This window comes from Pseudomonas sp. Pseusp21, from assembly GCF_059492145.1.
Genome location: NZ_CP168520.1, coordinates 3,924,406 through 3,942,923, shown reverse-complemented (window position 1 = coordinate 3,942,923; position 18,518 = coordinate 3,924,406). Strand labels below are relative to the sequence as shown.

Below are 18,518 nucleotides of genomic sequence, written 5' to 3'. Positions count from 1 at the left end.
CCGACAGAATAAGAAGGCTATTTTTCCTTTCGCTGTAGGACGGATCTTTTTTTCATGAAAGCCCTCCAAGGACGAACAGCTTTTGGCCAGACTCCCCCGGCCAAACCCATAACAAGGAAGAGAACATGGACGTAAAAGTGCCGCAGCGACCGGACCCGCAGGATTTCGTGAAATGGCTGGTGGCTTTGCGCAGGGCGCTGAAAACCAGCGCTGCGTAGCCCCCACTTCGATCGTTCCCACGTCGAGGCGTCGAACCGTCCGCGTGGGAATGCAGCCCGGGACGCTCCGCGTCCCATCAAGAGCCGAACGCAGAGCGTCCGATGAGGCATTCCCACGCAGAGCGTGGGAACGATCATCGCAAACGCACACACAAAAACGCCGATGACCATCGCTGGTCATCGGCGTTTTTTTTCAACCTTGAAGGGGGTTGCTGTTGCGTCGGATCAGAACGCCGGCAGTACCGCGCCGTTGTACTTCTTCTCGATGAACGCTTTGACTTCAGGGCTGGTCAGGGCAGCGGCCAGTTTCTTGATGGCGTCGCTGTTCTTGTTGTCTTCACGGGCGACCAGGAAGTTCACGTAAGGCGAATCCGCGCCTTCGATCACCAGGGCGTCCTTGGTCGGGTTCAACTTGGCTTCCAGCGCGTAGTTGGTGTTGATCATGTCCAGGTCGACTTCTTTCAGAACACGCGGCAGCAGGGCCGACTCCAGTTCCTTGAACTTGAAGTTGTGCGGGTTCTTGGCGATGTCTTTCGGCGTGGCCAGGGCGTTCTTCGGATCTTTCAGTTCGATCAGGCCAGCCTTCTGCAGCAGGATCAGAGCGCGACCGCTGTTGCTGCCTTCGTTCGGAATGGCGATGGTAGCGCCGTCCGGCAGTTCAGCCAGGGTCTTGTACTTGCTCGAGTAGCCACCGAACGGTTCAACGTGCACGCCTTGCACGGTCACCAGGTACTTGGCCTTGTCGTCCTTGTATTTGCCGGCGTTGAAGCTGTCCAGGTAAGGCTTGGTCTGGAAGTAGTTGGCGTCCAGACGCTTCTCGCCAACCTGTACGTTCGGCTGTACGTAGTCGGTGAAGACCTTGATTTCCAGATCCACACCTTCTTTGGCAAGGGTCGGCTTGATCAGTTCGAGGATCTCGGCGTGCGGTACCGGCGTCGCAGCAACCACCAGTTTCTCGCCGGCCTGGGCCAGGGAAGCAGTCAGAGCAGCCGCCAATGCGGTAAACAACAGAACCTTTTTCATGCAGTGTCCTTATCGAAAATCGGTCGTCATCGACGACGGCATTAATACGTGTGCCAGCGATGTGCTACTGCTGGCGTGAAGCGGACAATACCGGGATTTTTTATTCCCGGACAATAACGTTTATTCAGCTTCATATTCCATTTTGTTCATGTTGAACAAAATGGTTACAACGCCTCGCTCAGGCTCAACAGCAATTCTTTCAATGCCTTACGTTCGTCGACGGTGCCGTTGAGGCTCACGCTCGCCACCTGACGCTCGATCTGAACCTGCGGCCCAGACACCTCGGGCAGGTTCAGGTGCTCCGGCAGGATTTCGTCGCCGGTGCTCACCAGCAACGCAAAATGAATGACGTTTTCCAGCTCCCGAGTGTTGCCCGGCCAGCTGTGTTGCTCGAGCACCTGTTGCGCCGCTTCGCTGATCAAAGGCACCGGCAGATCCAGGCGCTGGCTGTAGATGCCGAGGAAGTACTCGGCCAACGACAGAATATCGCCGACCCGCGCACGCAATGCCGGCAGTTCCAGATGCCCTTCGCTGAGATAGTGATAAAGCCGCTCGTGGAATTTCCCCGCCGCCACCGCTTGGGCCAGATCGATGCTGGTCGCCGCCACCAGGCGCACGTCCACCGGGCTTGGTTGATGCGCACCGACGCGGGTGACTTCGTGGTTTTCCAGAGCGGAAAGCAATTTGATCTGGATCGGCAGCGGCAGGTCGCCGATCTCGTCCAGGTACAAGGTGCCGCCGTTGGCCGAGCCGAACCAGCCGGCGCGACTGCTGGCCGATCCGCTGTAGCTGCCGGCGGCGTAGCCGAACAACTCCGCATCGGCGTAGGTCGGGCTGATCGCCCCGCAATTGACCGAGACAAACAGCCCGCTGCGATCACTGGCGCGGTGAATGTGGCGGGCGAGCAATTCCTTGCCGGTGCCGGTCTCGCCGCGAATCAACACCGAGATCGAGCGCGGTGCGAGCTGGGCCATTTCCTCGCGCAACTGGCGCGAGCGTGGATCGACGAACACCAGCGCCTTGGCGCGGATGCTCAGGGGACTTTTTTCCGCATCGGGAAAGGTCAGCAACGGCTGGCCGAAGGTTTCAAAACTCATGGCAGACTCCCGCCCCAAATCGCCGGGAGACGGGGGCGTTGAAAAAAAAAGTGGTCAGGCACGGCGCCGGGCGTGGTGTTCCATGCGGTTTTGCAGGCGATACAGATAAGCGAATCCCTGCTCCCAGCGTTGATGCCCGGACTTCACGTTGATATGGCCGGCGCCCGCGAGAATCCCCGCCTCGGCGCCCCAGTTGCGCGCCAGTTCCAGCGCACGCGGCGCACTGACGGCGGCGTCGTTGTCGGAGCTGACGACCTGGCTCGGGAAGGGCAGCAGATCGGTCGGGATCGGCGCGAAATTGCGCAGCGCCGGCACGCAGGCCGGACGCTCGACATCCGCCGGCGCAACCAGCAGCGCCCCGCGCACCTGACGCAAGTGATGCAGCGGCGCGGTGGCCGCCCAGTGCGCCACGGTGATGCAACCCAGGCTGTGCGCGATCAGAATCACCGGCGAGCTGTCGGCGGCAATCGCCTCGGCCAGCGCCGCGACCCAGTCTTCACGACGCGGCGTCAGCCAGTCGGCCTGCTCCACCCGCGCGCTGTTGGGCAGGCTGTTCTGCCAGTGGGTTTGCCAATGATCTTCTGGCGATCCTTGCCAGCCCGGCACAATCAGATAACGGATTGATTCGTTGCGCATGGGGGAGCTCTCCTGCGTCGTGTCTGTTCCTGAACGAGTATAGGGACGGGATTTATATTCGTTAAGGAATAAGAAGCTATTTATTAATACCCGAAAAGAATATCAAGCATTGGGCAAAAAAAGGGGCCGCACCCTGCCAAGGAGACGGCCCCGGAAAAACGTGAAACCCTTATCGTGCAGTGATCACCGACAGCTTGGTGATGCCCGCCCGCTCAATCGAAGCCATGGCTCGCGCCACTTCGCCGTAATTCACCCCGTCGTCCGCCTGCAATTGCACGCGCACTTCCGGGTCCTTGGCCTTGGCCGATTTGAGGTTGAATTCCAGCAGATCCGGCTGGATTTCGTCCTTGTTGATAAACAGTTTTCCCGCACCGTCGATGCTCACCACCAACGGGTCTTTCTGCTCGACCGGCGCCACTGCTTCGGTCTTCGGCAGGTTGATCGGTATTGCGTTGGTCAAAAGCGGCGCGGTGACGATGAACACCACCAGCAGCACCAGCATCACGTCCACCAGCGGCGTCACATTGATCTCGCTCAGCACCTCGTCGCTGTCTTGCGTGGAGAAGGCCATATCAGGACGCCTCCTTCACTTTTGTTGCGTTGCCCTGGGCCGCAGCCTTGTGCGCGGTCGGGTGGATCAGCACGCGGAACGAGCTTTTTTGCGCCAGGCTGTAGAAGTCGTGGGCAAAGTCGTCCAGGTCCGCCGCCGTCAGTTTCAGACGACGCAAAAAGTAGTTGTAAACCAGCACCGCCGGCACCGCGACCGCGATCCCCACACCGGTGGCGACCAGAGCTGCACCGATGGGACCGGCGACCGTTTCCAGGCTCGCCGAACCCGCCGCGCTGATGCCTTTCAACGCTTCCATGATTCCCCACACCGTACCGAACAGACCAATGAACGGCGAGGTGCTGCCAATACTCGCGACCACTGCCAGACCGGTCTCCAGCGAACGACGCTCGCGGACGATCTGCTGGCGCAAGGCACGTTCGAGGCGATCTTGATGGTTGATCGCCTGGCTCAGGTCATTGGCCTGCGGCGCCTCGCCCACTTGTATCGCCGCATAACCGGCCTGTGCCACCCGCGCTGCCGCGCCGGGCTGGGTTTCGCTCAACTCGGCGGCGGAGTCCAGACTCGACGCCGCCCAGAAGCGCTTGTGAAATTTGCGGTCCTGCGCCTTCAACCGGCCGAACTGCACAGCCTTGAGCAATGCCAGGCCCCAAGTGGCGACAGAGAAGACCACCAGCAGCCAGATCACCGCGCTTTCGATGGATTCCAGTGGAGATGCCAGTAACGTCATGATGTGTTCCCTCGTGTAAACGTTTAGCGCGAAATTGGTTTCGGTTTAATGAATCTTGAAATCGATGGGTACGCTGACCCAGCCGTCCTGGGCGACATCACCCTGCTTGGCCGGCACGAAGCTCCAGCGCTTCACGGCGTCCAGCGCCGCGTCGTCGAGTTGTTGCCGGCCACTGCTTTTCTGAATCTGGATCTCGCCCGGTTTGCCGCTGGCCAACACGTGTACCCGCAGCAACACCGTGCCTTCCCAACCGCGACGCTGGGCCAGCGACGGATATTCCGGCGCCGGGTTCTTCAGGTACGCGGCGTTGGCCGAGGCCGGCGTCACCGGAGCAGGCGCTGGTGGTGCAGGTGGCGCGGGCGCGGCGACCGGGGCGGCCGGGGCGGCCGGTTGTGGCGGCGCCGGTGGTTGCTCGACGGCTTTTGGCGCTGGTTTCGGTACGGGTTTGGCGACCGGTTTCGGTTTGGCAATCGGCTTCGGCTTCGGTGGCGGCTTGGTTGCCAATTCGTCTTCCACCGGCGGCGGAGGCTCGACCACCGGTGCCGGTGGCGGCGGCACAACTACAGGTGGTGCCGGTGGCGCCGGGCGCGAAAACTCGATGGTCATCGGCGGAATTTCCGGCGGCACGATCGGCAGCGCCGGCGTCGGATGCTGGTTGATCCAGTAGATCACCGCGCCGTGCACCACCAGCGCCAGAACGCCGAGCAGAATCGTTTCGCGGCGGCTCAGAATGCCCTTGGGCGCGCGCTGCAAACGCAGCTGCCCCAACGGCACGCGATGGGGCCGGCCGAGATCGACCAACTCGCCGCTCGGCGCCTGGCGCCACAGCACCTCCTGTGCGCTGGCGGCGGTCTGGACATTGCCCATTGATTTACTCCCTGCGGTCTCTTTGCGTTTTTTCGCGTAGCCGATTCGCCGCTTGTTGAATCCCCCACGGCGTGATCGATGGGTCAATCATTGGGCTAGACGCTTATCTCCGAAAGTAATCTTTCATGTTATGAATAGACGTTTATGGAATATATGAAACGGTCATTTCCGCCAAAGCCACGGCCTGCAAGGCTTCCAGCGATTCGCCAAAATCGACATGCTTTCCCGGCATAAAAAGTATTCATCCAAGGCATCGGGTTATCGGTGACCCGGGATTCAGTGACAACTAATTCCAAGGTGATAGTTGACAAACTTTTTAAAGGACAAACAAAAAGGCCGATGCATGTTTAATGCATCGGCCTTCGATTTGCGGAATTTCTTATTGCTTCAGAAACTCACCACCCAAGTTCACAACTTCACCATCGAAGTTCACGCGGGAGCCGGTAGCCCGGAGTTTTGCGTAGTTGTGATCAGGCGAAAACAGCGTCCAGGTCTGATACCCACTATTTCCGTTCTGAGCCAGTACCGCGATTGTAGTCGGGTTGCCGGTGCTGTTCTGGAAGTGGTAGTTCCCGTAACGGATGTCGTAATTCACGCCACCCTGGCTGAGGGTGCCGCTGAAGCTACCATTGGAATCATTACCGTCGGTGATAACCAGCTTGGCGCCAGAGTTGGCATTTACATAAGTGCCATTAATGCTCGACATAACGAGATTTCCTTTATCGTTGGATAAGTGTCTTCCGATGAGAGCAAGTTTCCTCCTGGAAACTCACGACACTCAGGATGGTTGGACATTCATTTATTGTCCACGCGACTTTTCAACGAAATTGCTATATGCACTATTCATGTCGCTCATAACTTATTTCGATTCGGAAGACTCTTAATAACTAACGACTGGCATTGGTTTGTTGCACACCAATGGCCGGCGCAATCACTGCCGTTTCCGAGCGCGGCGTTTCTGCCGGCACCCAGTCATAACTCACAGGAAGGGCCCGATAGACCCAGTTGCTGATCGCGTCGCTGCCCGGTGCCTTGCCCAAATAAGGGCTGACGTATTCCCAGACGTTTTCACCACTGGCCGTCACCTGGAAAAACCGCCCGTTCATGCCTTCATCGATCAGCGTATTGCCGTTGGGCAAGCGCCGCGCGCTGCTGATGAACGAGCTGTAAAACGCCCACCCCGGCTGCTTTGAATTGGCGGCGCTGTACTGCCAGACGATTTCATTTTTCACCGGGTCGATCTCCAGCACCCGCGAACCGGAAATCAGCCCCAGCGTGACGTTCGGGTAACCCGCCGAACCCTGGTTGTCGAACACCAGCAGATTGCCCGCGCCGGGCAGTCCGGCGGGGATGATGTGCGCGTCATGCTGACCGACGAACTGGTCTACCGGGCGCGGAATTTTCTGCGCGGTTTTCGGATTGGCCAACGGCAGATTCGGCCCCAGGCGCCAGACCACCTTGCCGCTGTGTTTGTCGATGATCGCGATGAAGTTCGCGTTGCGCGAATCGATCAGCAGGTTGTCCGGATTGAAGCGCTTGTCGCCGGCATCGAACCACTTGTTCGGCCCGACCAGGCTGAGGTTGTTGATGTGCAGGTAATCCGGATTTTCACTGGCGCGAACCAGCTTCAACTGCTCGGCGGTGAAGCCGAATTCGTTCAAGTGATCCGACGCCAGCCACTGCCATTTCACCTCGCCGGCGGGGCTGACTTCATAGATCACATCGTCGATCACCTCGGGCACCTTGAAGCCTTTGACCTTGTGCACCTTGTTCGCCAGCACCACGGTGTTGCCGTTGCTCAGGCGACGCTGATCGTGATGCTGTTGCGCCGCCCCACCGGGGGCCTTGTCGCCCCACTGCCAGACGACTTTGCCATTCCAGTCCAGCTCGCCGACGCTCTGATTGCCGAGGCCATTGCCAGCGGAACCGAGCTTGCCCGGATCCTTTTCGCTCAGTTGCAACAACACATGGCCACGCTCGCCACCGACCAGTTGCGGGTCGATGATCGCCGACGGGAAACCCGACTGCGGCCAGCTCTTCACCTCGTTGCCGTTCATGTCGATCAGGTGCGTCTGCTTGTCGGCACCGCTGAAGATCACATACTGATTGAAGGCCTTGGCCGGGTCGTATCGGGTGACGCCGGTGGGATAAACGCTCGGCGCGGCGAGCGCCCCGGCACTGAGCACTGCGCCGGACAACAACACCGGTAAAGCGGTTTTGATGCGCAACATGATGCAGCTCCTTGAAGGATCGATCAGAAGTCGTAGCGACCGGTGACGCCGAGGGTGCGCGGCGTACCGAGCAGGCCTTCATAGCCTCCGTTGCCGCCGGTCCACAGGGTTGTGTAGTAGGTTTTGTCGAAGGCGTTTTTCAGCCACAGCGAGACGTCCCACTGACCCTGATTGAAATCGCCGCGCAGGCCGGTGGAGAGATTGACCACCGCGTAACTCGGGATCTGGCCGTAGTCGGAATCTTCGACCGTGCCCACCGCTTTGGAGCGGAACGCGTAGCTGCCGGTGACGTAAGGTTGCAGACCGTTATCCAGATTCCATTCGTACTTGCCGTTGGCGTTGCCGATCCATTTCGAGGCGCCGACCACCTGATGGCCGCTGAGGTCGCACGAGGCCGGAGCACCCGGTGCCTGGCTGACTTCAGGCGGGCACGGCGCGTCCTTGTAGGAGAGATAGCTGACGTCGTTGTACGAGCCGTTGAAGTTCAGCGTCAGGCCGCGCAGCGGGATCAAGGTGCTTTCGAATTCCACCCCGCGCGAGCGCACCGAGCCGGCGTTGGTCAGGTATTGCACACGGTTGACGTCGTCGTAGGCGTTGGTCTGGTAAGCGTTGACCTGAGTCCAGAACACGTTGGCGTTGAGCTGCAAACGGCGATCCCACAGCGTGCTCTTGAAGCCGAGTTCAGCGTTGTTGGCGCGCTCGGTGCCGATCAGCAGCGAGTCGGCGCCAGCGGTCGGGGCCGAGCCGACCACGAGGTTGACCCCACCGGATTTTTCGCCGTGAGACAAAGTGGCGTAGCCGAGCAGGTCATCGGTGAAGCGATAGCTGAGGTTGAGCAATCCGGACGGGCTGGAGCTGTACTGATTCAGGTCGCCGGAATCGTAGGCACCGGTGCGGCCGCGTCGCGCAGTGGCTGCGGCACCCGTGACAGCGGCGCCACCGACCGGCGCGTCACGATTGACCCAGGCGTTCTTCTCTTCATAGGTGCCACGCACCCCGGCGGTGAAATCCAGTCGCGGTGTCAGGTGCCAGGTGCCTTGGGCGAACAGCGCGAAGCTGTCGGTCTTGATGTGGCCACGACCGACGCTGTTGACGTTGGCCAGCGCACCCCGTGGCGTGCCGTTCCAGATGTCTGCCTGCGGGCCGTAATAGGCGAAGGATTTGTTGTCCAGATCCGAGCCGAAGTAATAAGCACCGAGGACGTAATCGAAGAACTCGCCCTTGGGCGACGCCAGACGAAATTCCTGGGAATACTGTTTGTCCTCCACCGACACCCCGGCGTTGTAGGTGGCCGGCACATTGAGGCCATCGTCGTTGCGCGGGGTGAAATTCCAGAAGCGGTAGGAGCTGACCGAGGTCAGGGTGAAGTCGCTCGGCAGGGTCCAGTTGGCCTCCACCGATGTGCCGCCCTGATGCACGGTGACGTGCTGGTCGTTGTCCAGATTGACCTTGCGGTGCGAGCCGTTGACCAGTGTCGCGCCGGCAGCGGCGGCGCGGGCCGAGTAGAGATTGACGCCATTGATGGTCGGCCCGGTGTTGTACAGCACGCGGGTGCCGGCGCTGGAATCCTCTTCGTTGTAGTCACCGATCCAGCGCAGGTTGAAATTCTCGTTGGGCTTGAACAGCAGTTGCGCCCGGAAGCCGTCGCGGGAGCCGCCGTTCAGATCATGGCCGTTGAATTCGTTCTTGATGTCACCGTCGCTGCGGGTGCGATAGGCAGAGATGCGTCCGGCCAACTGATCGTTGAGCGGCCCGGAAAGCGTGCCCTTGGTCTGGAAATAACCGTCCTCGCCGACCGACGTTTCGATGCTGCGCTCCGGGGTGAAACTCGGCGCGCGGGTGCTGATGTTGATCACGCCGGCGGTGGTGTTCTTGCCGAACAACGTCCCCTGCGGCCCGCGCAGGACTTCCAGCTGCTCGATGTCCATCAGATCGAACACCGCCATCCCCGGGCGACCCAGATAAACGTTGTCGATGTACAGCCCGACGCTGCCTTCCAGACCATCGCTGGCCGGGTTGTTGCCCAGGCCCCGGATCGACACGCTGGACTGGCGCGCATGCATGTAGGCGACGTTGACGCTGGGCACCAGTTGCTGCAGATCCTGAATCCGGTAGACCCGCTGCGTCTCCAGAGTCTGGCCGCTGACCACGCTCATGGGCGTCGGCACGTCCTGAGAACTTTCTTCGCGACGGCGGGTGGTAACGGTCACGGTTTCCAGTTGCGAAGTGGCGGTCGCGGTCTTGCCAGTCGGTGCCGGCGCGGGAGTTTCTGTCTCAGCGGCGTAGCCGTGGGTCCAACTGGCACTCCCCGCCAGCAACAGGGCCAGAGGCAGGCGTTTGAGCCGTCGTGGCGGCGGCGGTGAAGCGAGGTTCAACGGACTCATGGGACTGCTCCTGGTCAAAAAACACGCAGACATCTTCCGTGCCGCATATTCTTTTAAGTTATTTATTTATGTTTTTACAAAGATTTACTGCATAAGAGATTGCCTTTATAAGGAGTCGACCTAATGCATATCCAATGCATTTCCCGGATATTTTTTATGTGAAAAATGCATATCGACTTGCGCCAACTCAGACACTTCATTGCCCTTGCCGAACAACGCAGCTTCGTCGCCGGCGCGCAGGCGGTGAACCTGTCGCAGTCGGCATTCAGCCGCAGCATTCAGGCGCTGGAGCACAGCGTCGGTTGCCAGTTGGTGGATCGCGGACGCAAGGAATTACCGCCGACCAAACAGGGCCAGGTGCTGCTTGAACATGCGCGGCGGCTGGTCAGCGGTGCGCAGCAGATGGCCAACGAGATCAGCCAGTTCAACGGGCTGGAGGCCGGAGAGTTACGCTTCGGTTGCGGCCCGGCGCCGGCGGCGGGATTAATCCCGCGAGCGATCGGCAGCTTCATCGGCCGCTACCCGAAAGCGCGGGTGCATTACCAGGTCGATGACTGGCAGAGCCTGAGCAAAAGACTGCTAAGCGAGGAGTTCGAATTCTTCGTTGCCGACACTCGGCACTTCGAGGCAGATCCGGATTATCTGACCCACCGGTTGCGACCGCGCAAATGGCATTTCTGCTGCCGCGCCGGGCATCCGCTGGCCGCATCGGATCGGGTCACCGCCGAGCAACTGATGAGTTATCCATTGGCCGTGAGCATTCGCCCGCCAAACCTGCGCAAGGTCATCGTCGACCTCAGTGGCCGGCCGGATTTCGTCCCGAACGTAGAGTGCGAGAACAGCGCCAGCCTGCTCGGCGTGGTGTTGCGTTCGGATGCGATCGGCATCGTCGGTGCCTATTCGGATGCACTGCATCAAGCCCGGGGTGAGCTGGTGTGCTTGAAGGTCGAAGGGTTGGCGGATGATCTGGAGGAGCTTTACACCCGTTATGGAATCGTCAGCCGCGCCGGGTATCGGTTGTCGCCACTGGCCGAGGCGATGATCGAGCAGATCAAGGCGATCGATGCGGTAGAAGAAGAGGTGTGTTCACTGGCGAACCTCGCCGTCTGAGCCCATGCGTTTCATGCATGGCAAGCATTCCCCGAATGCACTTGCCGAACACCCTCGCCGAAAGCGAAAAACCTCGCCTGTCTTCCTGACTGGTGAACCCCATGTCCAACCCGCAAAACCCCGTGCGCAACGTGCTGTACATCATGTGCGATCAACTGCGCCGCGATTACCTGTCCTGCTACGGCCACCCGCACCTGCACACCCCGAACATCGATCGCCTGGCCGCCGCCGGCGTGCGCTTTAGCCGTGCCTACACCCAGGGCACGATTTGCGGGCCGTCGCGGATGTCGGCCTACACCGGGCGCTATGTCAGCAGCCATCAGGTGGCGTGGAACGCCGTGCCGCTGCCGCTGGAAGAACTGACCATCGGCGATTACCTGAGACCCCACGGCATTCGTACTGCGCTGGTCGGCAAGACCCACGCCACGGCCAACGTGGATGCCTTGCAGCGGTTGGCGATCAACCCTGAAAGCGCCCAGGCCGAAGTGCTCAACGAGGTCGGCTTCGAGCCGTACCTTCGTCACGACGGCATCTTCCCCGACGACCCGCTGTTCGATGACAAACGCGAATCCGCGCCATACACCCACTACCTGCGCGAGCAGGGTTTCGAAGGGCGTAACCCCTGGCATGACTGGGCCAACGCGGCCGAAGGCGACAACGGAGAAATCCTCAGCGGCTGGAAAATGCGCAATGCCCATTTGCCGGCGCGAATTCCCGAGCAACATTCAGAGACTGTCTACACTACAAATCGAGCCATCGACTTCATCGGTGAGCAAGGTGAAAAACCGTGGTTTTTACACCTGTCCTATATCAAACCCCACTGGCCCTACATCGTACCGGCGCCGTACCACACTTTGTACAGTACGAAATCGATTCTCGAACCGGTACGTAATGCCTCTCCAAGCGACCACCCGGTCTATCAGGCCTTTCGCCAGCATGAGGAAAGCCTGAATTTCTCCAAAGATCTGGTACGACTGAACGTGATCCCGACGTACATGGGCCTGGTCAAACAGGTCGATGATCAGTTGGGGCGGCTGTTCGATTTCCTGCAAAGCAACGGCCGCTGGGAGGACACGCTGATCGTGTTCACCAGCGATCACGGCGACTTCCTGGGCGATCACTGGCTGGGTGAGAAGGAGTTTTTGCTGGAGCAGGCGGTGGGCGTTCCATTGATCGTGCGCGACCCGCGTGCGGCGGCGGACATCACACGGGGCACGGTGGACGAACGCCTGGCGGAAACCATCGACGGCGTGCCGACCTTTCTCGAAGCGCTGGGCGTGACGGGCGCCGAGCATCGCCTGGAAGGTCGCTCGCTGATTCCGCTGCTGCACGGTGAAAACCCCGACTGGCGCCGCTATGCGATCAGCGAATACGACTACGCCTTCCAGGCCCCGGCACGGGAGCGACTGGGCCAGCCGATCGACCGTTGCCGCATGACCATGGTGCGCAGCGAGCGCTGGAAATACCTGGCGTATGACGGCTTCCGGCCGCAGCTTTTCGATCTGTTGAATGACCCGCAGGAGCTGCAGGATCTGGGCGCGGACCCGGCGTATGCGGCGGTGCGCGAGGAGCATGCGGGGCATCTGTTCGAGTGGGTGCGCGGGTTGAAGCGGCGCACGACGATCAGTCATCAGGAGATCGATTTGCGCGGGCAGCGGTTTCGTTATGGGGAGCCGGAGACCGAGAAGATGGTGCAGATCGGCGTTTGGTGACAGTGATCGCTCCCCCCGCCGAGGTGCTGATCGTTCCCACGCTCCGCGTGGGAACGCCTCAATGGACGCTCTGCGTCCGCTTTGGGACGCGGAGCGTCCCGGGCTGCATTCCCACGCAGAGCGTGGGAACGATCATTCAAACGCCGACGATTTCTGCGCCTTTGATGGTCTGGCTACGCTGCCCATTCGCCCCGACCGGCACTTCCCCTTTCAGCGTCACCCGACGCACCACACGATCCTGAGTGCCGTAATCATCAATCGCATAATGCTGCGTCGAACGGTTATCCCAGATCGCCACATCACCGGCCTTCCAGCGCCAGCGCACGACGTTCTCCTGGCGGATCACATGGCTCTGCAGCAAGCCGAACAGGTGCGCCGAATCCGCCTGGGAATAGCCCTTGATGCGTTTGACGAAATGCCCCAGCAGCAAGCTCTTTTCGCCGCTGATCGGGTGTACACGAACCACCGGATGTTCAGTCTCATAAACGGTCGAGGTGAAGATCTTGCGATAGCGCTCAAGCTTCTCCGCCGACACGTCCGGCTTCACGGCGGCGTAGTCGTATTCGTTGCTGTGCACGGCCACCAGTTTGTCCGCCAGCTCGCGCAACTCGGTCGGCAATTCGTTGTACGCGGTCGCGGTGTTCGCCCACAGCGTGTCGCCGCCGAACGCCGGGGCCACCACCGAGCGCAGAATCGAGGCTTTCGGGTAGGCATCGACGAAGGTCACGTCGGTGTGCCACGAGTTGGCGCGCTGCCCTTCGGCGCCGTCCAGCTCCAGCAGGTAACGGGTGCCCTCGCGGGACGGCACAGTCGGGTGCGCCACCGGCTCGCCGAGCAAATGCGCAAAGGCTTCCTGACGTTGATCGTCGAGCTGGGTCTGCTCGCGAAAGAACACCACCTTGTACTGGATCAGCGCCTGTTGAATGGCTTCAACCGTCGCGGCATCCAGCTCACCGGACAGCTGCACGCCACGGATTTCGGCGCCGATACGGCCGGCCACCGGATGGATGTCCAGCGTGTGGACAGCGGGTTTTACAGCGAGTGCGGCATTGCTCATGGGTAGACCCTCATCGACTGCTTGCGGTTGGACGGCAGCGAAACAACGCTCTATCTATATTCCATTTACATCTAATAGATATTCACATGCTTCGTTGACGGAATAAGAGCTTGCATTTAAAACCTCAAGCAACCTCGTCGCAAATGCCTTCGAGCTATTTTTAGGATGCCGGAAAAGCATATGGATCTTCGCCAGTTGCGCTACTTCATCGCCCTCAACGAACACCGCAGTTTTGTCCGCGCGGCCGACGCCATGGGCATCACTCAACCGGCGTTCAGCCGCAGCATTCAAGGGCTGGAGCAGGAGTTCGGCTGCGTGCTGGTGGATCGCGGCAACAAGGATCTGCGCCCCACGCCCGAAGGCCAGGTGGTGCTGCAACACGCCCTGACCCTGGTGCAAGGCGCGGCGTTGCTCAGCGCCGAGGTGACGCAGATGACCAAGCTCGACGCCGGCGAACTGCACTTCGGTTGCGGCCCGGCGCCAGCGGTGAAACTGGTGCCGGACGCGGTGGCGCAATTCATCAATGCGCACCCGAAAGTGCGCACCTGTTTTCAGGTGGATAACTGGGAAAAACTCAGCCGTGCCCTGAGCCGCGAAGAGATCGAATTCTTCATTGCCGACATCCGCCATTTCGAGTCCGACCCGAACTTCCAGACCCAGCCGCTGACGCCCAAGCGCGGGGTGTTTTTCTGTCGGCCGGGGCATCCGCTGCTGGCCAAGGAAAGCCTGTCGACCAACGACATGTTCGACTACCCGCTGGCGACCACGCTGATCCCGCCGGGCATTCGCAAATTGCTGGCGAATCTCAGCGGGCGGATCGATTTTTCGCCGACCATCGAGACCGAGCACTTTCCGGCGCTGGTGAAAGTGGTGCTGCAATCCAACGCGATCGGCGTCGGTACTGAAGAGGCGTTTGTCGAGGACATTGCCCAGGGCTCGCTGGCGCTGCTGCACTGGCGCAATCTGCCGCAGAACCTGGAGAGCATGAATGCGCGGTGCGGGATCGTCAGCCGCACGGGATTCCGGCTGTCACCGGCAGCGCGGGCGATGATCGAGACGTTGGTGGCGGTGGATAAACAGGCGATCAGCATCGCGGTATGAGGGTCATTCCCACGCCTTGCGCGGGAATGACCACATGACTCATAGCTTTGCAGCCGCCAGTTCAGGCGCCACCCACTCGTTCACCTTGAACGGCTTGCGGATCAGCTTCTGCTGCGCAGCCAGATCCACCTTGCCCTGCAGGTTCTGAAGGAACAGCGGATCCAGTGTCGAAGGGAACACTTCGCTCAGGTTCTGATCCTTCAGATCCTGGGTCAGGATCACCGGCGGATAGCTCGCCAGCCCCGAGACGAGTTGCACATAGGCGTCCTTGTTGCTGTCTTGCGTCAACCAATCCACCGCCTGCTGCTGCGCCTTGAGCAGTTTTGCCACGGCTTCCGGATGCCCATCGACAAACTTGCCAGTCCCCACCAGCACCGACTGCACACTGCCGGCGCCACCGAGATCCTTGGTATTCAGAGGCAACTCGGCCAGGCCTTTGGCCTGCAACGCGGTCAGCCCGGAACTGCCCCATGACGCATCGATCTGCTTCGCCGCAAGCGCCGCTACCGCTGCGTTGAAATCGAGGTTGATCACCTTCACGTCCTTCTCGCTCAGGCCCACGCTGGCCAGCGCCGCATCGAACGACAACTGGGTCGCAGTGCCGCGGAAGATTGCCACGCGCTTGCCTTTGAGATCCTGCAGCGTCTTGATCCCCGAACCCGGCACGACGCCGAGGTATTGCTTCACACCCCGGGCGCTGGCGCTGAGCAGGCGCGTATCCAGACCGTTGGACTTGCCGATGATGGCCGCCAGATCTCCGAGATAGGCCAGATCCACTTGGCCATTGGCGAACGCTTCGTTGATCACCGGTCCAGCGCCCTTGAAGAAGCTCCACTGAATCTTGATGCCTTGATCGGCGAAGGCCTTTTCGAAGATCTGCTGATCGCGCAGCACGTCCACGATGCCCCCGCCGCTGTGCTGGGTACCGGCGCTCAGATCAGGCACGGCAATCCTGATTTCCTTGAGCTCGTCGGCCTGGGCAGAGAACGCCAGCAGCCCCGCCAGCGCCGGCGCGGCAAACAGACTGATGACACGTTTGAAAGGAAGGTTCATGGGTGCGGCTCCTGATCACGGCGGGCATTGAGGAGCCGAAAGTAGGCACATTCCGCATCAACGTTTAAATACTTAAAAAGCACATTTTTATAGCTTTAAACGCTAAGCCAGAGTGCACAGGGCCTGTAGATCGATATGCATGCAGAGCATCGAAAATATTCTCCGAATGCATTGGATGCGCATGGGCTGGAGGCCTTAAATGGTCTGGCTTATCTCCCAATAGCATTGAATTGAATTTTTATATATCAAATTTGCATACCGCACTTCCATGAAGGCAGGCCTGCCTGCAACCCGACAACGGAGGTCACCATGGCCCGACAATCCCTGCTCAGCCTGCCGCTGCACGCACCACCGCTGAAAGCACTGCGCTCATGGCCAAGCCTTGGCCAGCGTGTGCTGCCGTGGCTGCTGCCCCTCTCCCTGTTCGCCCTGTGGTGGCTGGCGGCGCGCAATCAATGGATGAGCGAACAGATCCTGCCCGCGCCGTCACTGGTGTGGAGCAGCGCGATCGAATTGTCCCAGGGCGAGTTGTGGAGTCATTTGTGGATCAGCCTGCAACGGTTGTTCTGGGGACTGCTGGCGGGTGTTAGCGCCGGCGCAGTGCTCGGTGCGGCGCTGGGCTTCAGCCGCCGCCTCGAGCGCCTGATCTTCCCGACATTCGCCGGCCTGGCCCAGGTGCCGACGCTGGCGTGGATTCCGTTGTTCATGGTGTTTTTCGGCATCGGCGAAACGCTGAAACTGGTGGTGCTGGTCAAAGCCATCGTGGTGCCGGTGACCTTGCATACGCTGGTCGGCGTGCGCGATGCGCAACCCAAGCTGCGCGAAGCCGCCGCTGTTTTACGTTTGCCTCCACGACTGTTGATCCGCCGACTGGTGCTGCCCGCCGCGCTGCCAGCGTTCATGGCCGGCGTGCGTCTGGCACTGGCCGCTGGCTGGACGTCGTTGCTTGCCGTCGAGCTGCTGGCCTCCAGCGAAGGCATCGGTTACCTGATGGTCTGGGCGCGTCAGCTGTTCATGCTCGACATCGTCTTCGTGTGCATCGTGGTGATCGGTCTGATCGGCGTGGCGATGGATCGCGGCATCGGTCTGCTGGACAGGAAACTGGTGCACTGGCCGCACCCAGCCGCGGCGGAGATTCGTCGCGGCCCGCGCTACGAAGGCTGGCAACGCGTGCAGCCGTGGCTGCTGCCGCTGGCGCTGTTTGCATTGTGGCAACTGGCGGTCGATCAGCAATGGATCGATGCCAACATTCTGGTCAGCCCGTGGGTGGTGCTTGAGGCGACGAAAAACGGATTGCTCGACGGCACGTTGATCTCCGGCATGGCCCTGAGCCTGGGCCGCACACTTGGTGGCCTGTTGATTGGCGGCGGCCTCGGCCTCGGGCTGGGTTTATTGCTGGGTCTGTCGCGCACCAGCGAACGCGTACTCGGCCCGACCTTCGCCGCCCTGCGCCAGATCGCGATTTTCGCCTGGGTGCCGCTGCTCACCGCGTGGTTCGGGCTAGGTGAACTGGCGAAATGGGTGTTCGTCGCCCTCGCCGCTTTCTTTCCGTTGTTTGTCGCAACTCAACGCAGCGTCGCCAACCTCTCGCCACAACTCAACGAAGCCGCGCAGGTGCTGCGCTTGAGCCTCGCTCAACGCCTTCGGCGACTGGTCCTGCCGGGCGCCGCGCCGGGGATTTTCGCCGGTCTGCGCCTGAGCCTGATCTACGCCTGGCTCGGCACCATCGGCGCCGAATATTTCATGCCGTCCAACGGCGGCATCGGCAGCCAGATGATCGGCGCCCAACAACTGCTGCGCATGGACCTGATCATGGCCGGGATGCTGCTGGTCGGACTCACCGGCGCCCTGCTCAACCTCATTGGCCAACGCCTGGAAATCCGCGCCACCCGCTGGAGACACGCATGAACGCACCGATTGTCAGCTTCAACCATGTAGGCAAATCTTTTGACGTCGACGGTTTCGAACTGGAGGCGATTCGCGAATTCAACCTCGACATCGCCGAGGGCGAATTCGTCGCCATCGTCGGCTCCAGCGGCTGCGGCAAATCCACCTTGCTGCGTTTGCTGGTGGGCCTCGATACGCAGTTTCGCGGGCAGATCAGCGTCGACGGCAAAGCCGTCAGCGGTATCGGCGGCGAGCGCGGCATCGTGTTTCAGGAACACCGTTTGTTCCCGTGGCTGACGGTGGCGGACAACATTGGCCTGGGCCTGGTCAACGAGCCGCTGAGCGCCGCTGAGAAGCAGCAACGCATCAATGATTTCATCGAGCTTGTGGGTCTGCGCGACTTCACCCGCGCCTACCCGCATCAACTCTCCGGCGGCATGGCCCAGCGCGTGGCGATTGCTCGCGGTCTGGTGGCCAGCCCACGAATCCTGCTGCTCGACGAACCCTTCGGTGCCCTCGACGCGCTCACCCGCCAGCAGATGCAGGACGAACTGCTGGCGATTCGCGAGCGGGCAAAGATCACCACGATTCTGGTCACCCACGATGTCGAGGAAGCGATTTTCCTCGCCGACCGCGTGGTGGTGATGGAACCGCGCCCCGGCCGGATCAAGCGGGTGGTGGACATCGCCCTGCCCCATCCGCGCCAGCGCAGCAGTTTCGACTTCCATCAGCTGCGCGAAGAACTGCTGCATGAACTGACCAGTGACGACCATTACCAACCGAGCGCACCGGTGCAGATCCGCGATCTGCCGCTGTCGTTCATTGCCTGCTGAACAGGAGCCTG

General features: G+C 60.7%; 16 protein-coding genes. 5 read left to right on the top strand and 11 right to left on the bottom strand.

Going from position 1 to position 18,518, the window contains the following annotated elements:
• Positions 1–443 precede the first annotated feature (443 nt).
• The 9 genes from ACEN93_RS17975 to ACEN93_RS17935 form a co-directional block, all read right to left on the bottom strand.
• The gene (locus tag ACEN93_RS17975; RefSeq protein WP_011331930.1) at positions 444–1,241 is read right to left on the bottom strand and encodes a MetQ/NlpA family ABC transporter substrate-binding protein; all 798 of its coding nucleotides are present in this window, start codon (positions 1,239–1,241) and stop codon (positions 444–446) included.
• 164 nt (positions 1,242–1,405) lie between these two features.
• On the bottom strand, positions 1,406–2,338 hold the full coding sequence (locus tag ACEN93_RS17970) for a sigma 54-interacting transcriptional regulator (RefSeq protein WP_039764514.1): 933 nt from the start codon (positions 2,336–2,338) through the stop codon (positions 1,406–1,408).
• 54 nt (positions 2,339–2,392) lie between these two features.
• On the bottom strand, positions 2,393–2,974 hold the full coding sequence (locus ACEN93_RS17965) for an alpha/beta hydrolase (RefSeq protein WP_007952774.1): 582 nt from the start codon (positions 2,972–2,974) through the stop codon (positions 2,393–2,395).
• Between the two features lie 169 nt (positions 2,975–3,143).
• Positions 3,144–3,545 carry an ExbD/TolR family protein gene (locus ACEN93_RS17960; protein ID WP_003220570.1) on the bottom strand — a complete coding sequence of 134 codons (402 nt, stop codon included), beginning with the start codon at positions 3,543–3,545 and terminating at the stop codon, positions 3,144–3,146.
• Between the two features lies 1 nt (position 3,546).
• Positions 3,547–4,272: a MotA/TolQ/ExbB proton channel family protein gene (locus tag ACEN93_RS17955; protein ID WP_011331927.1), complete on the bottom strand. Its 726-nt coding sequence runs from the start codon at positions 4,270–4,272 to the stop codon at positions 3,547–3,549.
• A gap of 45 nt (positions 4,273–4,317) precedes the next feature.
• Positions 4,318–5,139, bottom strand: a complete 822-nt coding sequence (locus ACEN93_RS17950; protein ID WP_039764508.1) for an energy transducer TonB — start codon at positions 5,137–5,139, stop codon at positions 4,318–4,320.
• A 379-nt stretch (positions 5,140–5,518) separates the two neighbouring features.
• Entirely contained in the window at positions 5,519–5,845 is a 327-nt protein-coding gene (locus ACEN93_RS17945; RefSeq protein WP_039764506.1) for a hypothetical protein, read from the bottom strand.
• Positions 5,846–6,026: 181 nt separating this feature from the next.
• The gene (locus tag ACEN93_RS17940) at positions 6,027–7,370 is read right to left on the bottom strand and encodes an aryl-sulfate sulfotransferase (protein ID WP_074689408.1); all 1,344 of its coding nucleotides are present in this window, start codon (positions 7,368–7,370) and stop codon (positions 6,027–6,029) included.
• 23 nt (positions 7,371–7,393) lie between these two features.
• Complete coding sequence (locus ACEN93_RS17935) at positions 7,394–9,754, bottom strand: TonB-dependent receptor (RefSeq protein WP_074689406.1); 2,361 nt, start codon at positions 9,752–9,754, stop codon at positions 7,394–7,396.
• A gap of 165 nt (positions 9,755–9,919) precedes the next feature.
• Here ACEN93_RS17935 and ACEN93_RS17930 point away from each other — a divergent pair, with 165 nt between their 5' ends.
• Both ACEN93_RS17930 and ACEN93_RS17925 read left to right on the top strand, forming a co-directional pair.
• Positions 9,920–10,864 (top strand): LysR family transcriptional regulator, encoded by a 945-nt coding sequence (locus tag ACEN93_RS17930; RefSeq protein WP_127796589.1) that lies wholly within the window; start codon positions 9,920–9,922, stop codon positions 10,862–10,864.
• 101 nt (positions 10,865–10,965) lie between these two features.
• Positions 10,966–12,576, top strand: coding sequence for an alkaline phosphatase family protein (locus ACEN93_RS17925; RefSeq protein ID WP_495610331.1), 1,611 nt, complete (start codon positions 10,966–10,968; stop codon positions 12,574–12,576).
• Positions 12,577–12,712: 136 nt separating this feature from the next.
• Here ACEN93_RS17925 and ACEN93_RS17920 read toward each other — a convergent pair whose 3' ends face one another.
• Complete coding sequence (locus ACEN93_RS17920) at positions 12,713–13,633, bottom strand: TauD/TfdA dioxygenase family protein (protein ID WP_103385555.1); 921 nt, start codon at positions 13,631–13,633, stop codon at positions 12,713–12,715.
• Between the two features lie 180 nt (positions 13,634–13,813).
• Here ACEN93_RS17920 and ACEN93_RS17915 point away from each other — a divergent pair, with 180 nt between their 5' ends.
• Positions 13,814–14,734, top strand: coding sequence for a LysR family transcriptional regulator (locus ACEN93_RS17915; protein WP_414881268.1), 921 nt, complete (start codon positions 13,814–13,816; stop codon positions 14,732–14,734).
• Positions 14,735–14,773: 39 nt separating this feature from the next.
• Here ACEN93_RS17915 and ACEN93_RS17910 read toward each other — a convergent pair whose 3' ends face one another.
• Entirely contained in the window at positions 14,774–15,787 is a 1,014-nt protein-coding gene (locus ACEN93_RS17910) for an ABC transporter substrate-binding protein (protein WP_085667641.1), read from the bottom strand.
• Between the two features lie 309 nt (positions 15,788–16,096).
• Between ACEN93_RS17910 and ACEN93_RS17905 the strand changes: the two genes are divergently transcribed.
• Both ACEN93_RS17905 and ACEN93_RS17900 read left to right on the top strand, forming a co-directional pair.
• The gene (locus tag ACEN93_RS17905) at positions 16,097–17,695 is read left to right on the top strand and encodes an ABC transporter permease (protein WP_495610330.1); all 1,599 of its coding nucleotides are present in this window, start codon (positions 16,097–16,099) and stop codon (positions 17,693–17,695) included.
• Complete coding sequence (locus ACEN93_RS17900; protein ID WP_495610329.1) at positions 17,692–18,507, top strand: ABC transporter ATP-binding protein; 816 nt, start codon at positions 17,692–17,694, stop codon at positions 18,505–18,507. Before ACEN93_RS17905 ends, ACEN93_RS17900 begins: the two co-directional genes overlap by 4 nt.
• Positions 18,508–18,518: the final 11 nt, after the last annotated feature.